This is a genomic window from Armatimonadota bacterium (assembly GCA_031459715.1).
Classification (GTDB): domain Bacteria; phylum Sysuimicrobiota; class Sysuimicrobiia; order Sysuimicrobiales; family Humicultoraceae; genus Humicultor; species Humicultor tengchongensis.
This window is the reverse complement of record JAVKIA010000001.1, coordinates 43,332-63,306: the sequence shown is the minus strand read 5'-3', so window position 1 is coordinate 63,306 and position 19,975 is coordinate 43,332. Positions and strand designations below refer to the sequence as shown.

The window sequence follows — 19,975 nt, the reverse complement described above, 5'->3', positions numbered from 1 at the left end:
TGCACCCGCCACCCCGTCCCGCGCCCCCCTCCGCCGGCAGCGGAGGCCGCGCGCCCCGCAGGGCACCATGACCCTGCGGCTCACTGTGAACGGACAGGCCGTGGAGCAGGAAGTGGAGGTACGCAGGACTCTCGCCGACTTCCTGCGGGAGGACCTGGGCCTGACGGGCACGCACCTGGGCTGCGAGCACGGAGTGTGCGGGGCCTGTACTGTGCTGCTGGACGGCGAGCCCGTGCGCTCCTGCCTGCTCTTCGCCGTGCAGGCCTCCGGCGCCGCGGTGGAGACCGTAGAGGGGCTGGCACCGGGAGAGGCGCTGCACCCCCTGCAGACAGCCTTCCGGGAGCACCACGGCTTGCAGTGCGGCTTCTGCACGCCGGGAATTCTGATGAGCACCCTGGCCCTGCTGCGCGCGCAGCCGCTGCCCAGCGACCAGCAGATCCTGGAGATGCTGGGGGGACACCTCTGCCGCTGCACGGGCTACCAGGGAATCATCGACGCCGTGCGCGCGGTGGCCCGAAGCTGGCAGCGGTAACGTCTTCCACCCCTGCCCTTGCCGTCGCCCTCCCGGTATGGCCGTTCTGCGAGGCGCCGGGCAAGACCGGTCGCGTCCTCGCGGCCTACACCCGCAGCTGCTACATCGAGAGCGCGCAGGGGCGGCTCATCGTCGTGCTCGCCGAGCCGCTGGGCCGCGGCCCCTTCGCCCTCACCGTGGCGGGAACCCCGCCCTTCGCTTCCCTCCACCCGGGCGTTCCGGTCACGGTGCTGAAGCGGGAGCTCCGCCTGGGGCCGCTGCGGGTGGACCTGCACAGTGCCATCCCCTGGAATCCTGTCCTCCCCCCGCTGCAGGGCTCCGCCGATGCAGGGATGCGCGTGGTGGAGACGCAGCTACGGAGGGAGGCGCCGGCGGAGGGGCTGGCGCGCCTGCTCGACGATCCTGCCGCAGTGCCGGACTCCCCGCTGCTGCAACACGGCCGCCGGGCCCTGGCCCATCTGCGGAGGGGGCTCGCCGCCGGCGACGCCGCCGCGGTGACCGCAGCCGCCGCCAGCCTGGCCGGGCTGGGCCCAGGCCTGACGCCTTCGGGCGACGACGTCCTGGCGGGCCTTCTGCTGGGGATGCGCCTATGGCCGGCAGCGGCCGGGCCGCTGGGCCTGGAGGCCGTTGCCGCATTGATCGTGGGCGCGGCAGCACCGCGGACGGGACGGATCAGTCGAGCGTACCTCGGGGCGGCGCGGCAGGGACACGCCGCAGGAGCGTGGCACGACCTGGTCCGGGCGCTTCCCGTCGACCCCGCGGCGGCAGCCGCTGCGGCGGCGCGCATCCGGCAGACGGGGGAGACGTCGGGTGCCGATATGCTCGCCGGCTTCCTCCTGGCGTGGAGGTGGTAGTGCGCCACGGTGCTCCGGCCCGGGCGAGCATCGTCTCCGCTCCCCGGCTCTTGCCCCCCGCGCCTCTCCTTCCCTACCGCTCCGTCTTGCCGGGCGTGGGGGAGGGACCTCTCTGCGCGCGCACCGCTTCCTCCCCCGGCGGTGCGGAAGGCTCCTCGCCCCGGCGCAGCAGCCGGGCCTCCAGAGCGCCCAGCAACTCCTGCATCTCCGTACGCACCACCTCCCGCCAGTAGGCGCCCACACGGCCGATGTGCCGGTAGCGGCGCTGCCGCAGCCGCACCAGGCGGCGCGGCGGCACCTTGCGCAGGGACGCCAGTGCGCCCACCAGGTAGAAGCGGACGGTGGCCGCGGCGGCCTGCGGGTCGGTGTGCGCACCGCCCGGTGGCTCGGGGATCACCTGGTCGATCACGCCCAGGCGCCGCATGTCCGCGGCGGTGAGCTTGAGGGCCGCGGCCACCTCTGGCGCGCGCGCCGCATCACGGTAGAGGATGGCGGCGGCGCCCTCGGGCGCAATCACGGAGTAGATGGCGTTCTCCAGCATGAGCACCCGGTCGGCCACCCCCAGCGCCAGCGCCCCACCGCTGCCTCCCTCGCCGATCACCACGGCGACGAGCGGTGTGGGCAGGATCGCCAGGGCCTGCAGGTTGCGCGCCAGCGCCTGCCAGATGCCCTGACGCTCCGCCTCGTACCCGGGATAGGCCCCGGGCGTGTCCACGAAGGTGACCAGCGGCAGTGCGAACTTCGCTGCCAGGTGCATCAGGCGCAGCGCCTTGCGGTAGCCCTGCGGGTAAGCCATCCCGCCCCGGCGGCGGGCGCGCTCCTCAGGCGTTCGCCCCCGCTCCTGCCCGACAACGACCACCGCCTGCCCGGCCAGCTCTCCCAGGCCGCCCACGATGGCCGGGTCGTCGCCGGCCTCGCGGTCTCCATGCAGCTCCACGAAGTGGGTGAAGAGCCGCTCGATGTAGTCCAGGGCCGTTGGCCGCTGCGGGTGGCGCGCCAGCTGCACCTGCTCCCAGGCTGTGGTCACCCGCCGGGATGGCCGCCGCCCCAGCCGCGGCGGCCGCGGCACAGGGGCCAACCGCCCCGGTGCTCGGCCCAGATGGGCCAGGAGGTAGGCCAGAGTCTCGCGTAGCTGCGGCCGCTCCACCAGGAGGTCCACCAGGCCGGCGGCCAGCAGGGTCTCGGCGCGGTGGGAGTCCTCGGGGAGGCGCTCCCCGAGGGTCTGCTCGATCACGCGCGGGCCGACGAAGCCAACCAGCGCGCCCGGTTCAGCGATCAGGATGTCGCCCAGCGCCGCGAAGGACGCGGCCACTCCTCCGAAGGTGGGGTGCCCCAGGACCGAGATGTAGGGGAGCCCGGCCCGGTCGTGCCGCGCCCGGGCCGCAGCCGTCTTGGCCATCTGCATCAAGGAGAGCATCCCTTCCTGCATCCGCGCCCCGCCGCTGGCGGTGACGCTGACCACCGGCAGGCGCCGCCTCACGGCCAGGTCGAAGGCGTCCGCCACTTTCTCACCCACCACCGAGCCCATGGTGCCGCCCATGAAGTCGAAGTCGAAGACCACCAGCATAACCGGTTGCCCGTCCAGGCGCGCCTCCCCGATCACCACCGCCTCACGCAGCCCGGTGCGCTGGCGCGCCTCCAGCAGCCGGTCCCGGTAGGCCCGCTGGTCGGTGAAGGAAAGGGGGTCGACTGAGACCAGCCCCCGGGCCAGCTCGCGGAACGACCCCGGATCGGCCAGCAGGTCGATCCGTTCCCGCGCCGGAACGGTCAGGTGCGTTCCGCAGCGGGGGCAGACGAACAGGCGCGCGCGCAGCTCAGCCTCGGGGACGACGGCGTGGCAGTGGAAGCAGGTGGGAGGGATCCCCGGGCCCTCAGACAACGCCGGCACCCTTGAGTGTCTCGATCGCCCGCGAATCATACCCCAGTTCCTGCAGGATGGCCTCGGTGTGCTCTCCCAGCCGCGGGGGCGGGGTGCGGATGGCCCCGGGCGTCTCCGAGAGCCGCACAGGCAGGCCCGTCTGGCGGATGCGGCCGGCCGTGGGGTGGTCCATCTCCACCACCAGCCCCCGGTGGAGCACCTGCGGGTCGGCGAAGAGCTCGCTCAGTAAATAAATGGGCCCGTTGGGCACCCCCGCGGCGTCCAGGACGCTGCGCCAGTAGGCTGTGGGCTGAGCGGCGAAGGTGGCCTCCAGCAGGGGCAGCAGCACATCCCGGTGCGCCACGCGGTCGGGGTTGGTGCGGAATCGGGGATCTACGGCCAGGTCCTCCCGCCCCAGCGCCGCGCAGAAGCGCTCCCAGATGGCTTCGCTGCCCACAGCCACATTGATGTGCCCGTCCGCGGTGCGAAACGCCTGGTAGGGGACGATGGAGGGATGCGCGCTGCCCAACCGCCGCGGGTTCTCCCCCGTGGCGAAGTAGTTCCCCGCCTGGTAGGTCAACCAGGCGATCTGGCCGTCCAGCATGGCCGCATCGATCCACTGCCCCCGCCCGGTGCGGTCGCGCACCCGCAGGGCGACCAGGATGGCGAAGGCGGCGAACATGCCGGCGCAGATGTCGGCGATGGCCACCCCCACCTTCACCGGTGGCCCGCCTTCCTCCCCGGTCATGCCCATCAGCCCGCCCATGCCCTGCAGGATCAGGTCGTAGGCGGTGCGCTCCCGGTAGGGCCCGTCCTGCCCGAACCCGGAGATGGAGCAATAGACCAGGCGAGGATACCGCTGGTGCACCACTGGGTAGCCAAGGCCGAACCGGTCCATGATCCCGGGGCGGAAGTTCTCCACCAGCACGTCGGCGCGGGCCAGCAGCCGGTGCAGCACCTCCTTCCCCCGGGAGTCCTTCAGGTTGAGGGTAAGGCTCTCCTTGTTGCGGTTGACGCTGAGGAAGTAGGCGGACTCTCCGCCGAGGAAGGGCGGGCCCCATCCCCTCGTGTCGTCGCCGCCGCCGGGGGCCTCCACCTTGATCACGCGCGCGCCCAGGTCCGCCAGCATGAGGGTGCAGTAGGGGCCGGCCAGGGCCCGGGTCAGGTCCACCACCAGCAGCTCCTGCAGGGGAGCGAAATTGGGCACGCAAGGGAAGTTGGCCACAGCAGGGCGCCATCCCTCCGGCCGCGAATCCCCCGGACTAACGACGATGCCGCCCGCCCTGCGGCGGCCCGCCACCCGGGCCCCCGGCAAATCTGCTGCGGCACCGTCCTGGGAACGCCATGGACCTCATCCTGAGGCGCGCGCGCCTGCTGGGGCGCGACGGCCTTTATGACCTGGGCATCGCCGGGGAGCGCATCGCCGCCATCGCCCCGCAGATCGCCGGGCAGGCGGCGCAGGAGATCGACGCCGGCGGGGACCTGGTCACGCCGGCACTGGTGGAGCCTCACATCCACCTGGACGCCGTCCTCACCGCAGGGCAGCCGCGTCACAACCGCAGCGGGTCGCTGTTCGAGGGCATAGAAATCTGGGGAGAGCGGGTCAGGTCGCTTACCCATGAAGACGTCAGGGAGCGGGCCAGCACGGCCCTTAAGTGGATGCTGGCCCACGGCGTGACCGTGGTGCGTACCCACGTGGACATCTGCGACCCCGCGCTCACCGCGCTGCAGGCGCTGCTGCAGGTGCGGCAGGAGGTCGCCGGCACCATCGACCTGCAGATCGTGGCCTTCCCCCAGCAGGGGATCTACTCCTTTCCCCACGGCGAGCGGCTGCTGGTGCGGGCGCTGGAGCTGGGCGCGGACGTGGTGGGGGGTATCCCCCACTACGAGTGGACGCGGGAGTACGGGGAGCGGGACGTGAAGACCGCCCTGCGCCTGGCTGCGGACTACCAGCGGCAGGCCGACCTGCACTGCGACGAGACCGACGACGAGCAAAGCCGTTTCCTCGAGGTCCTCTGCGCCGAGACCATCCGCCTGGGGCTGCAGGGCCGCGTCACCGCCAGCCACACCACGGCCATGCACTCCTACAACAACGCCTACGCCCACCGCCTGATCCGCTGGATCCGTCACGCCGGCGTGCACTTCGTCACCAACCCGCTGGACAACGCCGTGCTGCAGGGCCGCTTCGACAGCTACCCCATCCGCCGTGGCTACACCCGGGTGAAGGAGCTGCTGGCCAACGGGATCAACGTGGCCATCGGCCACGACTCCATCATGGATCCCTGGTACCCCCTGGGCGTGGGCGACCCGCTGCAGGCCTGTTTCGTCATGGTGCACTACGGCCACATGTCGGGCCGCGAGGAGCTGGAGATGCTGCTGGACCTGGTGACCACCCGCGCCGCCAGGTGCTGCGGGGTGCAGGACTACGGCCTGGAGGTCGGCTGCCGCGCCGACCTGGTCCTGTTCGACGCGCCCACCGGCCCCGAGGCCATCCGCACGCTGGCCGCCCGCCGCGTGGTCATCTCCCGCGGCCGCATCGTGGCCAGGACCCAGCCAGCCCGGGCCACCGTGCGCTGGAACGGCCAAGAAGAGGAAATCCGCTTCGCCTTGGGCCCCGACACGGCTCCGGCCGCCCCCGCGTGAATGCTCCTGGACAGCGGCACCCGATCCCACTCCCGGCCGCGCGGCGCCCCGCGGGGCAGGCTTCCCTTCGCCGGCCTGGGATCCTGGGCCGCCTTCGCCCTGTCCGCGGGGGCGGTCTGGGAGGTGGCCTCCCGGCTGTACGGACAGCCCTACCTGCTGCCGGCCCCCTCGCAGATCCTCCGCGCCCTGCTGGATGACCGGCGGCTGGTCCTGGAGTACGCCTGGGTCACCACCGGGGAGACCGTGCTGGGGTTCCTCCTGGGGGCGGTGGCGGCGCTGCTGGCCGCCATGCTATTCATCTGGCTACCGCACTGGCTGGAGGAGTTCCTCTACCGGGTGGTGGTGACGTTGAACAGCACCCCCTTCGTGGCCCTGGCCTCCCTGGCGGTGGTGTGGTTCGGATTGGGCATCACCAGCAAGATCGTCATCGCCGGCATGTACACCTTCTTCGCCGTCCTCTACCATACCCACAAAGAATTCGTTTCCATCGATCCCATGCGCGAGCACCTGATGGACATCTACGCCGCCTCCTGGCTGCAGCGCATGCTCCTGCTCAAGCTGCCCTCGGCGCTGCCCATCATCTTCGTCAGCCTGAAGGGCGGGGTCATGGCCGCAGTCAACGGCGCCATCGTGGGCGAACTCTTCGGAGCCTTCGAAGGCCTGGGCTACATGATCCTGGACTCGCGCTATGTGGGCAACACGGTTCGCGTCTTCCTGGCGGCGGTGTTCTGCACGCTGATCGGGTGGGTGCTGCTGGGTGTGGTGACCCTGGCCGAGCGGCTGTTGGTGCCCTGGCATGTGAGTATGGTCCGTGAGCACACCTGACCCAAGACATGAGCACACGTAAGCCCAAGACAAACAGAGGAGGTGAGGAGCAATGGGGAGACGGTCTCGGGCCTGGCTGCTGGCCGCCCTGGTGCTGCTGGTGGCAGGAGGAGGGACTGCGGCAGCGGGTCCGCAGGTCTCTATCATTGAGGCCTGGTTCATCCACAACGAGTCCATGGGTGACCCGGTGGCGGTGGAGAAGGGGTTCTTCGGCGACCTCCAGGTCACGGTCGTCGGGGGAGGACCCGGGCTTTCTCCTATCGACCGGGTGATGGCCGAGGCGCGCAAGGGCAGAATCGTCCTGGGGGTGGACTATCCGTACAACATCCTGGAGGCGCGGGAGAAGCAGAAGCTGCCTCTGGTGGTGGTGGCGCACGACTTCCAGAAGTCGGCCATCCACCTGCTCTCCTGGGTCCCGCTGAAGTCGCCCAAGGATGTGCGGGGAACCGTGGCCACCTGGATCGGGTACGACAAGCAGATCAAGGCCATGTACGGCCCGGGCTGGGAGAAGGCCATCAAGATCGTCAACCAGCAGGGCGACCCGGCGACCATAGGGGCCTGGGTGCAGAAGCAGTACCAGTTCGCGCACGCCATGGGCTACAACGAGGTGCTGGTGGCCAAGCGACTGGCCAGGGAGGGCAAGATCAAGGAGAAGTTCTACATTTACTCCTACGCCGACGACTTCGGCATGCGCTGGCCGGAGAACGTGGTCTTCACCACAGAGGAGATCATCCGGAAGTACCCTCAGGTGGTGCAGCAGTTTATCAGAGGACACTACCGCGGCTTCCTCTACGCCTTCAACAATCGCCAGGAGGCGGCCACCATCCTGCTCAAGTACAATAAGAACCTCGATCGGGCCCACGAGATTGAAGGGATGGACTTCCTCTATTCCATCATGGTCACGCCCGCGGCCAGGCAAAACGGCCTGGGCTACGTGGACCCGGCGGCCTGGACCCGGCTGGCGCAGGACCTGGCCGGCGCGGGACTGCTGAAGGGCGCCAATGTTCAGGCGGCGTACACCACCCGCTTTGCCAGCGGGGTAAAGCCCTGAGGCGGCGGTGGGGGCGGCGGGCTCGGGAGCGGGCGAGGACACCCTCACCGACCCCGCCCCCGCGCCACTGCCGACGCGCCCGGGTTTCATGATCGCTTCACCCTCTACCGCCACCGCGCCGGTCGTCCGCATGGAGCGCGTCTCTAAGACGTATCTTTCGGCGCGCCCCCCGGGCCTGTGGCGGCGTCGCAGCGGAGAGCAGGAGCTGCAGGTGGTGGTCAACTTCTCCCTGGCGGTCCGCCCGGGGGAGTTCGTCTCCATCATCGGCCCCTCAGGGTGCGGCAAGACCACGGTGCTCTTCCTCCTGGCCGGGCTCCGCGCCCCCAGCAGTGGAACCATCGACATCTGCGGCCGGGCCCCGCAGGAGGCGGTTCGGGCGGGACTGTCCAGCGTCATCTTCCAGCAGCCGGTCCTGTTTGAATGGCTGACCGCGGAAGCCAACGTCCTCCTGCCGCTGCGCCTGCGGGACCCGCAGTGGTGGCTGTGGCCGTGGCGGCGCCCCCGCTACCTGCCCACGGCCCGACAGCTCCTGCGCACGGTGGACCTGGAACCGTTCGCCCACTACTACCCCGACAAGCTCTCCGGCGGCATGCAGCAGCGCCTGGCCATCGCCCGGGCCCTGACCCTGGACCCCCGCGTCCTCCTGCTGGACGAGCCCTTCGGGGCGCTGGACGAGATCACCCGCGACCGGATGAACCTGGAGCTGCTGCGCCTGTGCGCGCAGCGGGAGCTGACCGTGGTCTTCGTCACCCACTCCATCGAGGAGGCGGTCTTCCTCTCGGACCGCGTGGTGGTCATGCGCCGCTGGCTCTCCCCGGGGGCGGACTCCAGCATCGTGGCCGAGGTGCGGGTCGACCTGCCCCGCCCCCGCTCCCTGGCCCTGAAGGAAGACCCTGCCTTCTTCCAGCGGGTGCGGGAAGGCCGCGCCGCCCTGCGCCAGGCAAACGGGTAGCCGCACCCGGAAATCCGCAGGTGGCCCGCCGCTTCCGTCGTAGTCATTCCCTGGTTCGTCGGACAACCGCACTCGGTCGCTGTGCGGGTGATGCCGTGGCACACCCGTACATTTTTCGTGGAGGTGCTGCTGCATATGATCACCAACACCGTCAAGCACCGCCTGAAGCAGGGGCAGCCGGCGGTGGGCCTGTGGGTCAGCTTCCCCTCCCCGGCCGTGGTGGAGCTGCTGGCGACCATTGGGCCCGACTGGCTGCTTGTCGACACCGAGCACGGCCCCACAGGGTGGGAACGGCTGGAGGACCTGCTGCGGGCGATGAAGGGGACCGAGGTGGTCCCCCTGGTCCGCGTGGCCGCCAACGACGTGGCGCTGATCAAGCAGGCCCTGGACCGGGGCGCCTACGGGGTGATCGTCCCCCTGGTGAACACGGCGCAGGAGGCACGGGCCGCGGTGGCGGCAGCCAGGTACCCGCCGGAGGGGATCCGGGGCGTGGCCGGAACGCGGGTCAGCCGCTACGGCATGGACCTGCCTGAATACTTCGCCCGGTGGAACAGCGAGGTCCTGGTGGTCTGTCAGGTAGAAACTGCCCAGGCGCTGGAGCACGTGGAGGAGATCGCCGCCGTGCCGGGCGTAGACGTGCTGTTCATCGGGCCCAACGACCTCTCGGCGAACCTGGGCTGCTTCCGCCAGTTCGACCACCCGGCGTTTCTGGCGGCGGTGGATCGCATCCTGGCCGCGGCGCGTCGATGCGGTATCGCCGCCGGCTACATGGCCGGAAGTCCCGAGGAGGTCCTGCGGCGCATCGACCAGGGCATCCTCTTCATCGCTGCGGGCAGTGACGCCCGGCTGTTGGCCGGTGCCGCCGCCGCAACCTACGGGAGGATCAGGGAGGGGCTGGCCGAGCGTCTCAACGTCTCCCGCCGGTAGCGAGTCCTGGAGACTCCTGACGCGCATTCCCACAGGACTCGACCCGGACTGGTCCGGATTGCCCGGACACGTACCTGGCCGGCCGTCATGGAGGAGGACGCCAAGGCCGGGCGAAGAGAGACCCGGGCCCCCAGACCCACTGCTGCTCAGAAAAGGAGCCTCCTATGCTGACGGTGATACGCGCGCGAGCGCTGCTACTGGCCCTCTCGCTGGCCCTGCTGCTGGCGGCGGCGCCGGCGGCGGGCCAGCCCCCGACTCTCACCCTGCTGCACTTCAACGACGTCTACCAGCTCGGGCCGGTGGACGGGGGGAAGCGCGGCGGGTTCGACCGGCTGGCCACGGTGGTGGAACAGTACCGGGAGAAGGAACGCCCCACACTGCTGCTGTTCGCAGGAGACCTGATCTCGCCGTCGGTGGAGTCCTCCATCTTCAAGGGGGCCCAGCTCATCGCCGGGATGAACCAGCTGGGCGTGGATGCGGCCAGCTTCGGCAACCACGAGTTTGACTACGGTCCGGAGGAGCTGGCGGCACGGATCAGGGAGTCACGCTTCCCCTGGGTGGCCAGCAACACCTTCACCGGGGGGATGCGGCCCTTCCCCGGCGCGCGCCCCTGGCTCCTCCTTCCTGCGGGAGCGGTGACCGTGGGGATCATCGGCCTGCTCACCCAGGAGACCGCGGTCGTCTCCTCCCCCGGCCGGACCACCTTCGGCGACCCGGTGGCCGTGGCCCGCGCGGTCGTGCCCATCCTGCGCAGGGGCGGCGCGCAGGTGATCCTGGCCCTCACCCACCAGTTCATCGCTGCTGACCAGGAGCTGCTGCGGCAGATCCCCGAGATCGACCTGGTCCTGGGCGGCCACGAGCACGACCCGCTGACGGCCACGGTGGGCGGGCGTCTGATCGCCAAAGCCGGTTCGGACGCCAAGTGGCTGGGCGTCACCCGCCTGGCCCTGGACGGCTCGCGGCGGGCCAGCCACCAGCTGGTCGAGGTCACCGACCAGATCCCGCCGCACCCGGCCATGGCCGCCCTGGTCAAGCGGTATGCCGACCAGATGAGCAGGGAGCTGGACGTCGTCATCGGCGAGACCGCCGTCCCCCTGGACGCGCGGAACAGCACGGTGCGGCAGCAGGAATCCAACCTGGGCAACTTCATCGCCGACGCCATGCGCGCCGCGCTTCAGGCCGACCTGGCCATCACCAACGGCGGGGGAATCCGCACCAACGCCCTCTTCCCCGCCGGCCGCATCACCCGTAAGGACGTCTTCGCCTGGCTGCCCTTCGGCAACATCGTGGTCAAGGTGGCCCTCCCCGGCGCCGTGGTGCGGCAGGCCCTGGAGAACGGGGTCAGCCAGTGGGAGCAGGTGGCGGGGCGCTTTCCCCAGGTGAGCGGCCTGCGCTATACCTTTAACCCCACGCGTCCGGCGGGATCCCGCATCACCGAGGTGCGGGTGGCCGACCAGCCCCTGAACGACGCGGCCGTCTACACCCTGGCCACCAACGACTTCATGCTGCGCGGTGGGGACGGCTACAGCATGCTGGCTGGCGGCCAGGTGCTGGTCAATCCCGCGGGCGGCCCGCTGATGGTCACGGTGGTGATCGAGGCCATCCAGCGGGCGCGCACCATCAGCCCGCGGGTGGAGGGACGGATCACGCTGGTGCGCTGACCCCTCAAGCCCGCAGCCTGGGGTCCAGGGCGTCGCGCAGGGCGTCGCCCAGAACGTTGAAGGCCAGCACGGCCACACTGATGGCCAGCCCGGGAAAGATGGCCATCCAGGGGGCCCGCTGCACGAAGTCCACGGCGGCACCGCGCAGCATCAGCCCCCAGGCCGGCGTGGGCTCGGCCACGCCCAACCCCAGGAAGGAGAGCGAGGCCTCCAGCAAGATCGCCTGGCCGAGGAACGCGGTGAGCATCACCAGGTAGGGCGCCGCCACGTTGGGCGACATGTGGCGGAAGATGATCCGCCAGGGTCCCGCTCCCACTGCTCGCGCCGCCTCCACGTATGCCATCTCCCGCACCGCCAGGGCGCTGGCCCGCACCACGCGCTCGGCCCGCGGGGCGAAGGAGAGGGCGATGGCCAGGACCAGGTTCACCGTCCCGGTCCCCAGAAGGGCGACCACCGCCATGGCCAGGATGATGATGGGGAATGCCATGACGACGTCTAACAGCCGCTGCAGCCACAGGTCCAGCCTCCCCCCGAAGTAGGCGCTGACCACGCCCAGGAGGGCGCCGGCGGTGGCCCCCAGGAGGGAGGAGCCGAATCCCACCAGCAGGGCCGTGCGAGCGCCGTAGAGGATGCGGCTGAGCACGTCCCGGCCAAAGGCGTCGGTGCCGAACCAGTGCGCCCGGCTGGGCCGCTGGAACATGGCTCCGAAGTCGTTGACCACCGGATCGTAGGGCGCCACCGCTTCGGCGAAGGCCCCCACCAGCAGCATGGCCACGATCAGGACCGCGCCCACCGTGCCCATGGGGTACTTCCTGATGAAGCGGGCCAGCGGGCGCCTGCCCGCCCGGCCCGGCGGCGGGGAGAGGCGGGTCGTCTCCAGCACCGCGCCGCTGGCCATCAGCCGTACGTGATCCGAGGATCCAGCCACGCGTACAGTACGTCGACCACGAAGTTGGCCAGGATGTAGCCGGCGGCCACGACCAGCATCAGGCCCTGGATCAGCGTGTAGTCTCGCTGGGCGATGGCCTCCACGGTGAGCTTGCCGATGCCGTTGAGGTTGAAGACCTGCTCGGTCACCACCAGCCCGCCGATGAGAAAGGCGAACTCCAGGCCGATGACGGTGACCACGGGGAGGAGCGCATTGCGCAGGGCGTGGCGGCGGACGATCACCGTCCGCCGCAGGCCCTTGGCCCAGGCGGTGCGCACGTAGTCCTCCCGCAGCACCTCCAGCAGCGCGGACCGGGTCATGCGGGTGGTCACGGCGGAGTACCGGTAGCCCACCGCCAGGGCCGGCCAGATGAGCTGCGCCAGGTTGGCCTTGGGGTCCACCAGCAGGGGGGTGAAGATCAGCGGAGGGAGGTAGTTGAAGACCGAGAGCAAGAAGAGGATGAGCAGGATGCCCAGCCAGAAAGACGGGATGGACAGCCCGGCCACGCTGAAGAGCTGCACGGCCTGGTCGATCCAGCTCCCCCGATAGACCGCCGCCAGCGTGCCCAGGGGGACGGCCAGCGCCACGGCGATGAGCGTGGCCATCACGGCCAGCTGCAGGCTGAGGGCCAGGCGCAGGCCGATCTCGTGAGCTACCGGAGCTCCCGACCACATGGACAGCCCCAGGTCGAGGCGCGCCAGGCCCACCAGGTAGTGCAGAAACTGATCCCACAGCGGCCTGTCCAGACCCAGCCGGGCGCGCTCCGCCGCGATCACGCCCGGGGTGACGTAGGAGCCTCCCAGGACCAGGCGCAGCTCGACGATGTCGCCGGGGACGACGCGCATGAGGAGGAAGATGAGGACCGCGACCGCCAGCAGGGTGGGCAGGACAAGTAGCGCGCGGGTGAAGATGTAGCGGCTCACGCCGTCACCCCGGGGCAGAGGGGACTCCTGTCACTGCGCATGATGCACAGGACACGGGCGTCACTGGCTGAGCCAGTAGGCCTCCATGTCGGGCTCCACGTAGTGGTTGGTGGTCGTCTTGTAGCCCTGCAGCGTCTTCCAGTACGGGATGATGCGCTGCCACCAGAGGACGTACATGGCGTAGGCCCGCTCGTCCAGCAGCCGCCTCTCGAACTGGTGAACCAGCCGGAGCCGCTCCGCCTTATTGGCCGTACGGCTCTGCCGGAAGTAGAGGGCATCCAGCTGGCGGTCCACGTACCCCCCGTAGTTCAGCGGGCTGACGTCAGCAGAAACAAATTTGGCCAGCTGCACGTCCGGGTCGTCCATGAAGTCGCAGGCGAAGTCCACCGAGGCGTCGTAGTCGCCGGCCCGCTGGTCCGCCAGGTACTTGGCGGTCTCCTGCTGCACGTGCTGCACGTTCAGCCCCACCTGCCGCCACTGGTCCACCAGGAAGACTCCGGCCGGCTCGTAGGGCATGGCCACCGAACGGTTCTTCAGGGTGAAGGTGAAGCCCTCGGGGACGCCGGCCTCCCGCAGCAGGCGACGCGCCTCCTGCCGCGCTGCGGTGATATCCCGTCCGTAGCCCGCCAGCTTGACCAGCTCCGATTCGGGCATGGCAAACTCGGACCCCGGCCGCATCACCGCGCCCACGGGCCCCAGGAAGGCGATCTTGCTCAGAGCCGCGGAGCCGCCCCAGCGGTCCACCGCCAGGGTCAGGGCGCGGCGGAACCGGACGTCATCGAAGGGTTTCTTCCTGGTGTTGAAGGCCACAATGAGGTTGCAGTTCCAGGGCTGCGACTGGACGGCGATCTTGTCGCCCAGGGTGCTCACCAGGTCGTCCCGTTCGGCGGGTGAGACGCCACGGAACTCGATGAGCGCCTGACCGCTCTTCAGGGCCGCCATCATGGCCGAGCGGCTGCTGATGAACAGAGCCCGGTAGCCGTCGAGGTAGGGCAACCCCGACTTGAAGTAGTCGTCGTTGCGCCGCCCCACCCAGTGTGATCCGCGGACGTACTCCACAAACTTGAAGGGCCCCGTGCCCATGATGTTGCGCTCGTAGAAGGTGGGGTCGCGCTCCAGGATGTCCGCCTTGTACACGAAGTTGAACGGTGAGGCCAGCTTCTCCACGAAGCTGGGGGCGGCAAACCTCAGCCGGAAGATGACGGTCTGCGGGTCGGGCGCCTCGATCCGCTGCACACTCTGATAGATGACCTGGCGGGCGCTGACCACCCCCTCCTTGGGAAAGATGATCTTGTCGAAGGTGGCCTTGATGTCGCGGGAGGTCAGCGTCGAGCCGTCATGAAACTTCACCCCGCGGCGGATCTTGAAGGTGTAAGTCCGACCGTCGTTGGAAGCCGTCCAGGACTCGGCCAGGTCCCCCACCACCTTGGGGTAGTTCTGGGTGTCGAACTTCACCAGGTAGTTGTAGTGCGGTTTCACCGGGTGGAGCATGGCAAACGTCGTTTCGCGGTGGCCGTCGAAGGACGGGGGTAGGGCGGTGACGATGTAGGTCAGGGTGCCACCGCGGCGCGGCTGCTGCGCCACTCCGGGAGCGGCCAGGAGGACAGCCAGCAAGACCGCCAGCGCTACCTTACGCAAGGCCTCCACCTCCCTGCAGGCGAGAATTGTTCTCTGTGATTCGTTCGAAGGCGTGAAGACTCCTGGCGGGATTCAGGCCTCCAATTTGTCCAGCAGGTCGAGCAGGTGCTTCTTCCCTCCGGCGGGAGGCTGCCAGTCCAGGTCGATAACAGCCGCCCGCTGTTCGCGCAGGCTCTCGGCGAAGAGCTCAAGGCCCACGTTGATCACCTGGGGGGGTGCGGCCAAGAGCGGCAAGAGCGGGGTGGCGTCGGGGAGAGCCACCCGCGGTGGAGCGACGTCCAGCAGGGGCAGCTCCCGCACCTCACCCTTGCCCGCCACTCCCGACAGGATGCGGCCTGCCAAGCGGGCCGCCCGGGCGTTGCTGCTCTCCACCAGCATGCCGGCGTCGACCAGCACCTCCTGCTGCGCCCGCAGATCCTGGGGATCCTCCTCGGTGCCGCACAACGCTCCCACCACGCAGAGGTAGCGTCCCGCGGCCAGCGCGCGGCGGCGGGCGTCGGCCACCGCTGGGGCCAGCCTCTGGGCGGGGTCCCGGTGGGCGCCGAAGCCCAGGACGACGTCCAGCAGCAGCACAGCCACCTCGGGGTCGGCGGCTTCCTGCGCCAGCCGCTGCAGCCGAAGCGATGGGTCGATCATGGGGTGGAGGCGGCCCTGCGTGAACTCACCTGCGCCCATGTCCAGCACCACGTGGCCGCTGCTGGGGGCCAGGCCGTCCACGCGGTCCGCGGGCTCCAGCGGGGCGTTGGAGGGGACGGCCCCCAGGTAACTGCGCAGCACCACCTGCGCCTCCGCACAGAGGGTCCCGCCGCTGTAGAGGCCGCGCAGGCAGCGCTGCCCCGGCGCCAGGCGGGCCGCCTCCTGGGCGGGGAGGGCCAGCGAGGGCGGCAGCTCGGCGGCCCTCCCCGTGGCCAGACGGACCGCCGTCAGGGCCGCCTCCTCCAGCGTCTCTGCGCCGTGGACGGAGCCGCGCGACCTCAGGCGGGTGCCCAGGAAGCAGGCCACCACTGGCCTGCCCGCCTGCTGCGCGGCGCCCAGGACGCGCGCCGCCACTACGGGGTGCGGTGGCTTGGCCACAAGCACGATCACCCGGGTCTGGGGGTCGGCGGCCAGGGCGGCGATGCCCTGGAGCATGGTCGCTCCGCCCACATCGAGCCAGAGGTCCCGCCCGCCGGTGCCGATGGCGTGGCTGACGCCGCTGCCCAGGCGGTGCACCAGCGTGCTCACCTCCTGCAGCCCTGTCCCCGCAGCGGCGACGATCCCCACCGGCCCCCGCCGCACGCTGTTGGCGAATCCCAGACCGACCCCGCCGATCAAGGCGCTGCCGCAGTCGGGCCCCATGAGCAGGCGACCGCGGTCGGCCGCGGCGCGCTTCAGCGCCACCTCCTCTTCCAGCGCTACACCGTCGCTGAAGAGAAACACGTGCAGACCCTCCTGCAGCGCTTCGCGGGCGACCGCAGCGGCAAAGCGTCCGGGGACGGAGATGGCGGCGATGGCGGAGGCGGGCTGCATGCGCCGCGCGGCGGCTATAGTCCGGGGTCGGTATACCGCAGGACCGGCCGCCGCCTGCCGCTGCGTCAGCAGGCGCTGCGCGCAGGCCAGCGCCGCGGCCACAGCCTCCGGGGAGTCGCCGGCCACGCTGATGACCAGGTCATCCGGCCCGGCTGCCTCCGCCTCTGCGGTGAGCAGGCCGGCGTCCCGCAACAGGATGCGGTTGGCTTCCGTGGCCACCACCAGGCCGGCCTCACGCACGCCCGGCAGGTGGCGCACCTCCTGCTGCACGCGCATCAGCGTCACGGAATCCGCGTAGGCGCTGTGCTTGACGACAGACCGCACAATCATGGGGGCTACGGATACCGTACGTCATCCGCGCAGGCGAGGCAAGGGTAACCGGGAGGGACCGGGGCGAAGGTCCCGGCGTCGGAGGATCTGCGAGCAACACCAATGCAGCCTGTGAACGATCGGGGCCTTGTTGTCGCGGGGTACCTTAGCGGACGACCGCCATGGCGGCCGGGCGCAACATCTCCGAGACGACGGCGATGGCGCGCTGCAGCTGCGGGTCGCCTGAGGTGCCCACCACGGCCAGGCCAAAGGGGACCGGGATGTCAGGAGCCAGGCCCTGTCCCTCCACCTCCCGCCCGTTGCGGGTGAGGTAGCGGGCCACGGTCAGACGCAGGCCGCTGCCGTCGTCGAACTCATAGACCAGCTGCACCGTGCCCTTGCCGAAGGTCTGCTCTCCGATGAGCGGGATACCCGCGTCCTGCAGCGCCCCGGCCACCACCTCCGAGGCGCTGGCGCTGCGGCGGTTGACCAGGACCACCACATTGACCAGGACCTTGGGCTCGCGGGCGCGCACCAGGTAGGTGGTGCTGCGGTCGCGCGACCCGCGCACCGTGGTCACCACGCCGTCGGGCAGGAAGTGGCTGGCGACGTTTACGGACTCGATGAGGAATCCCCCGGGATTGTTGCGCAGGTCCAGGATGATGCCGCGGGCCCCCTGGGCCTGAAGCTCTCGCAGCAGAGCCGCCACCCGCCCCGCCGCCCCCTCGCGGAACTGGGTCAGCCGCAGGTAGCCGATCTCCGGGGCCACCATGCGCCCGCTGGCCGTCGGCTGGGTGATGCGGGCCCGCAGCAGGGGCACGGTCAGGGTCTCCCCGGTGGAGGGGCGGAGGAGCACCAGCACCACCTCCCCACCCTCCTCTCCCACGATCATCTGGCGCACCTCGGAGAGGCTGCGGCCGGCGGTGGGCTGCCCGTTCACCGAGACGATGACGTCCTGCGGCAGGATCCCACCGCGCGCCGCGGGCGAGTCCTCTACCACGTCGACGATGACCACGCGTCCCGCCTGTTCCCCCAGCACAACTCCGATACCCACGATGGGCGGAGGCTCCTGCTGCTGCTCGTTGAAGCGCGCCTGCTCCGGCGGGGTGAGGAAGACGGTGTTGCGGTCGCCCACCGCTTCCACCATGGCCTTGATGGCGGCATATGCCACCTCCACGGGAGGAAAGCCGGCCGGAGCCCGAGCCATGGCCCGGCGCAACAGCTCCACCGTCCGCGGCAGGTCCGCTCCGCCGTCTGCCTCCTCCACCGGGAACTCCACCCCCTGCGCCCGCAGCACCCGTTGCATCCCCTCGACGGCGGCGCGCAACAGGACCTGCGGCGGCGGGGGCGCCAGCGCCTCCCGCACCACCAGGCGGAAGACCTCGGTGAAGAGCTGTGGACCGTCCGCCGCCTGCGCCTGGGCCGGCCGGACGGCCCAGACCGCCAGCAAAGCGACCACCAGAAGGAGCCCGGTAAACGCGCGGAGGCTGCGCCTCATGCCACACCTCAGGCAAGGAGCATTGTCACCATCTTACCCCGAAAACGTCTGAGGCGGGCCCGGCGTTCCCCGGTCGCCCCGGCGAACACTCTGTGGCCGTCGCCCGTAGTCTAGGAGGTGTGCGTACACGGGCACATCCGCCACAGGAGGGATGCGCCGTGAAGCGTCCTATCGCTGTCAGTCTTGTCCTCGTCCTGCTCCTGGCTGCCTCACCGCAGGCCGCAGCGGCTCCGGCCGGTAGACCGGCTAAACCGCTCAAGGTCAAGGTGGTAGCTGCAGGCGAGCTCTTCTGCCCCTCCGCCGCTCTCATCTTCGGCCACACCGTTATCGTCGCCGGCCGCTGCTATACCATCTTCCTCCTTCGGGACGGGAGAGGCAGCTTTCTGGCTTTCGCCGCACCACAGGCCCGGGTGCCCCCGGGGCAACTGGTGCGGTTGACGACGCCCGCGGGCGCCAAGCTCAAGGGACGGATCTTCTACCTGGTGCCCATCGCCACCACCGCCGTCTGGCTGCCGCTCAATACCCTCACCCTGGTGGCGGTACGCGTGGAGGATTTCGGCCCGCGGTTGGTGATCGTCCTGGCCGATCGGCCCAGTGTGAGCGTGATCCTTACCGTCCGGCTCTAGCCCGGACCTCTTTCGAGGACCGTTGCGGCGTGGGCGCCATCACCCCGGCCGTCGTAGACGATCTTTCCGCCGACGACGGTCAGCCGCACGGTCAGGGCGTCGTCCAGGATGACGAGATCCGCCCGCTTGCCCCGCGCCAAGCTGCCCCGGTCCCCATCAAGCCGCATGAAGCGTGCCGGGTTGATGGTGGCCATCTTCACGGCGTCCTGCAGGGAGACGCCCGCCGCGGTGACCAGGGTGCGCAGGCAGCGATCCATGGTCGCGGTGCTCCCGGCAAAGACGCTGCGGTCGGGCAACTTAGCCACTCCGTCCTCGACTAGCACCGGCCGGCCGGCTGAGGTGTACTCGCCGGGGGGAAAGCCCGCCACGCGTACGGCGTCGGTGCAGACGCAAAGCCGCTCGACCCCCTTGGCCTTGATGATCAGGCGGATCAGGGCGGAAGGGAGGTGGCAGCCATCGGCGATCATCTCGGTGGACAGGTCATCCAGGAGCAGGGTGGCCTCGATCACCCCGGGAATGCGGAAGGCCTGCACCCGCCGCAGCCCGGACATGCTGGAGTACATGTGGGTCACGTGGCTGTACCCGGCTTCCACCGCCCGGACCACATCGTCGAAGGTGGCGGCGGTGTGGCCGATGGAGGCGACGATGCCGTTGGCCACCAGCTCCCGGCCCAGCTCCAGAGCCCGGGGCAACTCGGGGGCCGCCGACACGCGGCGGACGAGGCCGGCGAAGGCCAGCAGGCGCCTCCACTCCTCCGGCGCGGGATCCTTGATCGCTTCCGGAGGTTGCGCCCCGGCCTCAGCGGGTGCGAAGTACGGGCACTCGATGTGCACGCCGGCGATGGCCGCCCCCTGCCGCCGCTGCCCAACAGCCTCCCGCAGGACCTCCAGTGCACGGACAATGTCCTCCAGCGGCGCGGTCCGCAGAGTGGCAAGCAGGGCTGTGGTGCCGCCGCGGGCGTGAAACCCGCAGGCGGTATCGACGGCATCCAGGGTGGCGTCCATGAAGTCGGCGCCGGCTCCTCCATGGACATGGATGTCTACGAACCCGGGGGCCACCACCGACCCTGACGCGTCCAACCTGGCCGCCTGCGCCGGGACGATAACCTCATCTGCTGCGCCGACGGCCTCGATGCGCTCTCCCCGAATCAGCACCGTCCCTCGAGGGATCTCGCGGAAGGGGGTGAGTACCCGTCCACCGACGACCGCCAGAACGCCATCTTCCATGCTGCCTCTACCTCC

The 19,975-nt window shown here is 70.2% G+C and carries 17 protein-coding genes; 9 read left to right on the top strand and 8 right to left on the bottom strand.

The genetic code is table 11. From position 1 onward, the window contains the following. Positions 1 to 67 precede the first annotated feature (67 nt). Together QN152_00285 and QN152_00280 are read left to right on the top strand one after the other, a co-directional pair. A complete protein-coding gene (locus QN152_00285; protein MDR7537955.1) occupies positions 68 to 532 on the top strand; it encodes a (2Fe-2S)-binding protein in 465 nt (154 codons plus the stop codon). A gap of 134 nt (positions 533 to 666) precedes the next feature. Beyond that, positions 667 to 1,386 carry a DUF2877 domain-containing protein gene (locus tag QN152_00280; protein ID MDR7537954.1) on the top strand — a complete coding sequence of 240 codons (720 nt, stop codon included), beginning with the start codon at positions 667 to 669 and terminating at the stop codon, positions 1,384 to 1,386. A 73-nt stretch (positions 1,387 to 1,459) separates the two neighbouring features. Here the strand turns inward: QN152_00280 and QN152_00275 are convergent, their stop codons facing one another. After that, positions 1,460 to 3,265 carry an acetyl-CoA carboxylase carboxyltransferase subunit alpha gene (locus tag QN152_00275; protein MDR7537953.1) on the bottom strand — a complete coding sequence of 602 codons (1,806 nt, stop codon included), beginning with the start codon at positions 3,263 to 3,265 and terminating at the stop codon, positions 1,460 to 1,462. Next, the gene (locus tag QN152_00270; protein ID MDR7537952.1) at positions 3,258 to 4,469 is read right to left on the bottom strand and encodes a CaiB/BaiF CoA-transferase family protein; all 1,212 of its coding nucleotides are present in this window, start codon (positions 4,467 to 4,469) and stop codon (positions 3,258 to 3,260) included. The genes QN152_00275 and QN152_00270 overlap by 8 nt, the downstream gene beginning before the upstream one ends. 119 nt (positions 4,470 to 4,588) lie before the next feature. On the opposite strand from QN152_00270, the gene codA reads away from it, so the two are divergent. The 6 genes from codA (at position 4,589) to QN152_00240 (ending at position 11,303) form a co-directional block, all read left to right on the top strand. Next, positions 4,589 to 5,887 carry a cytosine deaminase gene (codA, locus tag QN152_00265; GenBank protein ID MDR7537951.1) on the top strand — a complete coding sequence of 433 codons (1,299 nt, stop codon included), beginning with the start codon at positions 4,589 to 4,591 and terminating at the stop codon, positions 5,885 to 5,887. After that, positions 5,888 to 6,712: an ABC transporter permease gene (locus QN152_00260; GenBank protein MDR7537950.1), complete on the top strand. Its 825-nt coding sequence runs from the start codon at positions 5,888 to 5,890 to the stop codon at positions 6,710 to 6,712. A gap of 52 nt (positions 6,713 to 6,764) precedes the next feature. Further along, a complete protein-coding gene (locus QN152_00255; GenBank protein ID MDR7537949.1) occupies positions 6,765 to 7,763 on the top strand; it encodes an ABC transporter substrate-binding protein in 999 nt (332 codons plus the stop codon). A gap of 7 nt (positions 7,764 to 7,770) precedes the next feature. Next, complete coding sequence (locus QN152_00250) at positions 7,771 to 8,715, top strand: ABC transporter ATP-binding protein (protein ID MDR7537948.1); 945 nt, start codon at positions 7,771 to 7,773, stop codon at positions 8,713 to 8,715. A gap of 135 nt (positions 8,716 to 8,850) precedes the next feature. Further along, a complete protein-coding gene (locus QN152_00245; GenBank protein ID MDR7537947.1) occupies positions 8,851 to 9,642 on the top strand; it encodes an aldolase/citrate lyase family protein in 792 nt (263 codons plus the stop codon). A gap of 164 nt (positions 9,643 to 9,806) precedes the next feature. Further along, complete coding sequence (locus QN152_00240; GenBank protein ID MDR7537946.1) at positions 9,807 to 11,303, top strand: 5'-nucleotidase C-terminal domain-containing protein; 1,497 nt, start codon at positions 9,807 to 9,809, stop codon at positions 11,301 to 11,303. Between the two features lie 4 nt (positions 11,304 to 11,307). On the opposite strand, the gene QN152_00235 is transcribed toward QN152_00240, so the two are convergent. The 5 genes from QN152_00235 to QN152_00215 all read right to left on the bottom strand — a co-directional run bounded on the left by QN152_00235 (position 11,308) and on the right by QN152_00215 (position 18,108). After that, positions 11,308 to 12,201, bottom strand: a complete 894-nt coding sequence (locus tag QN152_00235; protein MDR7537945.1) for an ABC transporter permease — start codon at positions 12,199 to 12,201, stop codon at positions 11,308 to 11,310. Then, positions 12,201 to 13,154, bottom strand: coding sequence for an ABC transporter permease (locus QN152_00230; GenBank protein MDR7537944.1), 954 nt, complete (start codon positions 13,152 to 13,154; stop codon positions 12,201 to 12,203). The genes QN152_00235 and QN152_00230 overlap by 1 nt, the downstream gene beginning before the upstream one ends. A gap of 60 nt (positions 13,155 to 13,214) precedes the next feature. Further along, positions 13,215 to 14,792, bottom strand: a complete 1,578-nt coding sequence (locus QN152_00225) for an ABC transporter substrate-binding protein (GenBank protein MDR7537943.1) — start codon at positions 14,790 to 14,792, stop codon at positions 13,215 to 13,217. Between the two features lie 72 nt (positions 14,793 to 14,864). Next, a complete protein-coding gene (gene fdrA / locus QN152_00220) occupies positions 14,865 to 16,631 on the bottom strand; it encodes an acyl-CoA synthetase FdrA (GenBank protein ID MDR7537942.1) in 1,767 nt (588 codons plus the stop codon). Positions 16,632 to 16,776: 145 nt separating this feature from the next. Next, positions 16,777 to 18,108: a S41 family peptidase gene (locus QN152_00215; protein MDR7537941.1), complete on the bottom strand. Its 1,332-nt coding sequence runs from the start codon at positions 18,106 to 18,108 to the stop codon at positions 16,777 to 16,779. 158 nt (positions 18,109 to 18,266) lie between these two features. On the opposite strand from QN152_00215, the gene QN152_00210 reads away from it, so the two are divergent. Continuing rightward, positions 18,267 to 18,734, top strand: a complete 468-nt coding sequence (locus tag QN152_00210; protein MDR7537940.1) for a hypothetical protein — start codon at positions 18,267 to 18,269, stop codon at positions 18,732 to 18,734. On the opposite strand, the gene nagA is transcribed toward QN152_00210, so the two are convergent. Continuing rightward, positions 18,731 to 19,960, bottom strand: a complete 1,230-nt coding sequence (gene nagA / locus QN152_00205) for an N-acetylglucosamine-6-phosphate deacetylase (protein MDR7537939.1) — start codon at positions 19,958 to 19,960, stop codon at positions 18,731 to 18,733. The genes QN152_00210 and nagA overlap by 4 nt on opposite strands. Between the last annotated feature and the right edge of the window lie 15 nt (positions 19,961 to 19,975).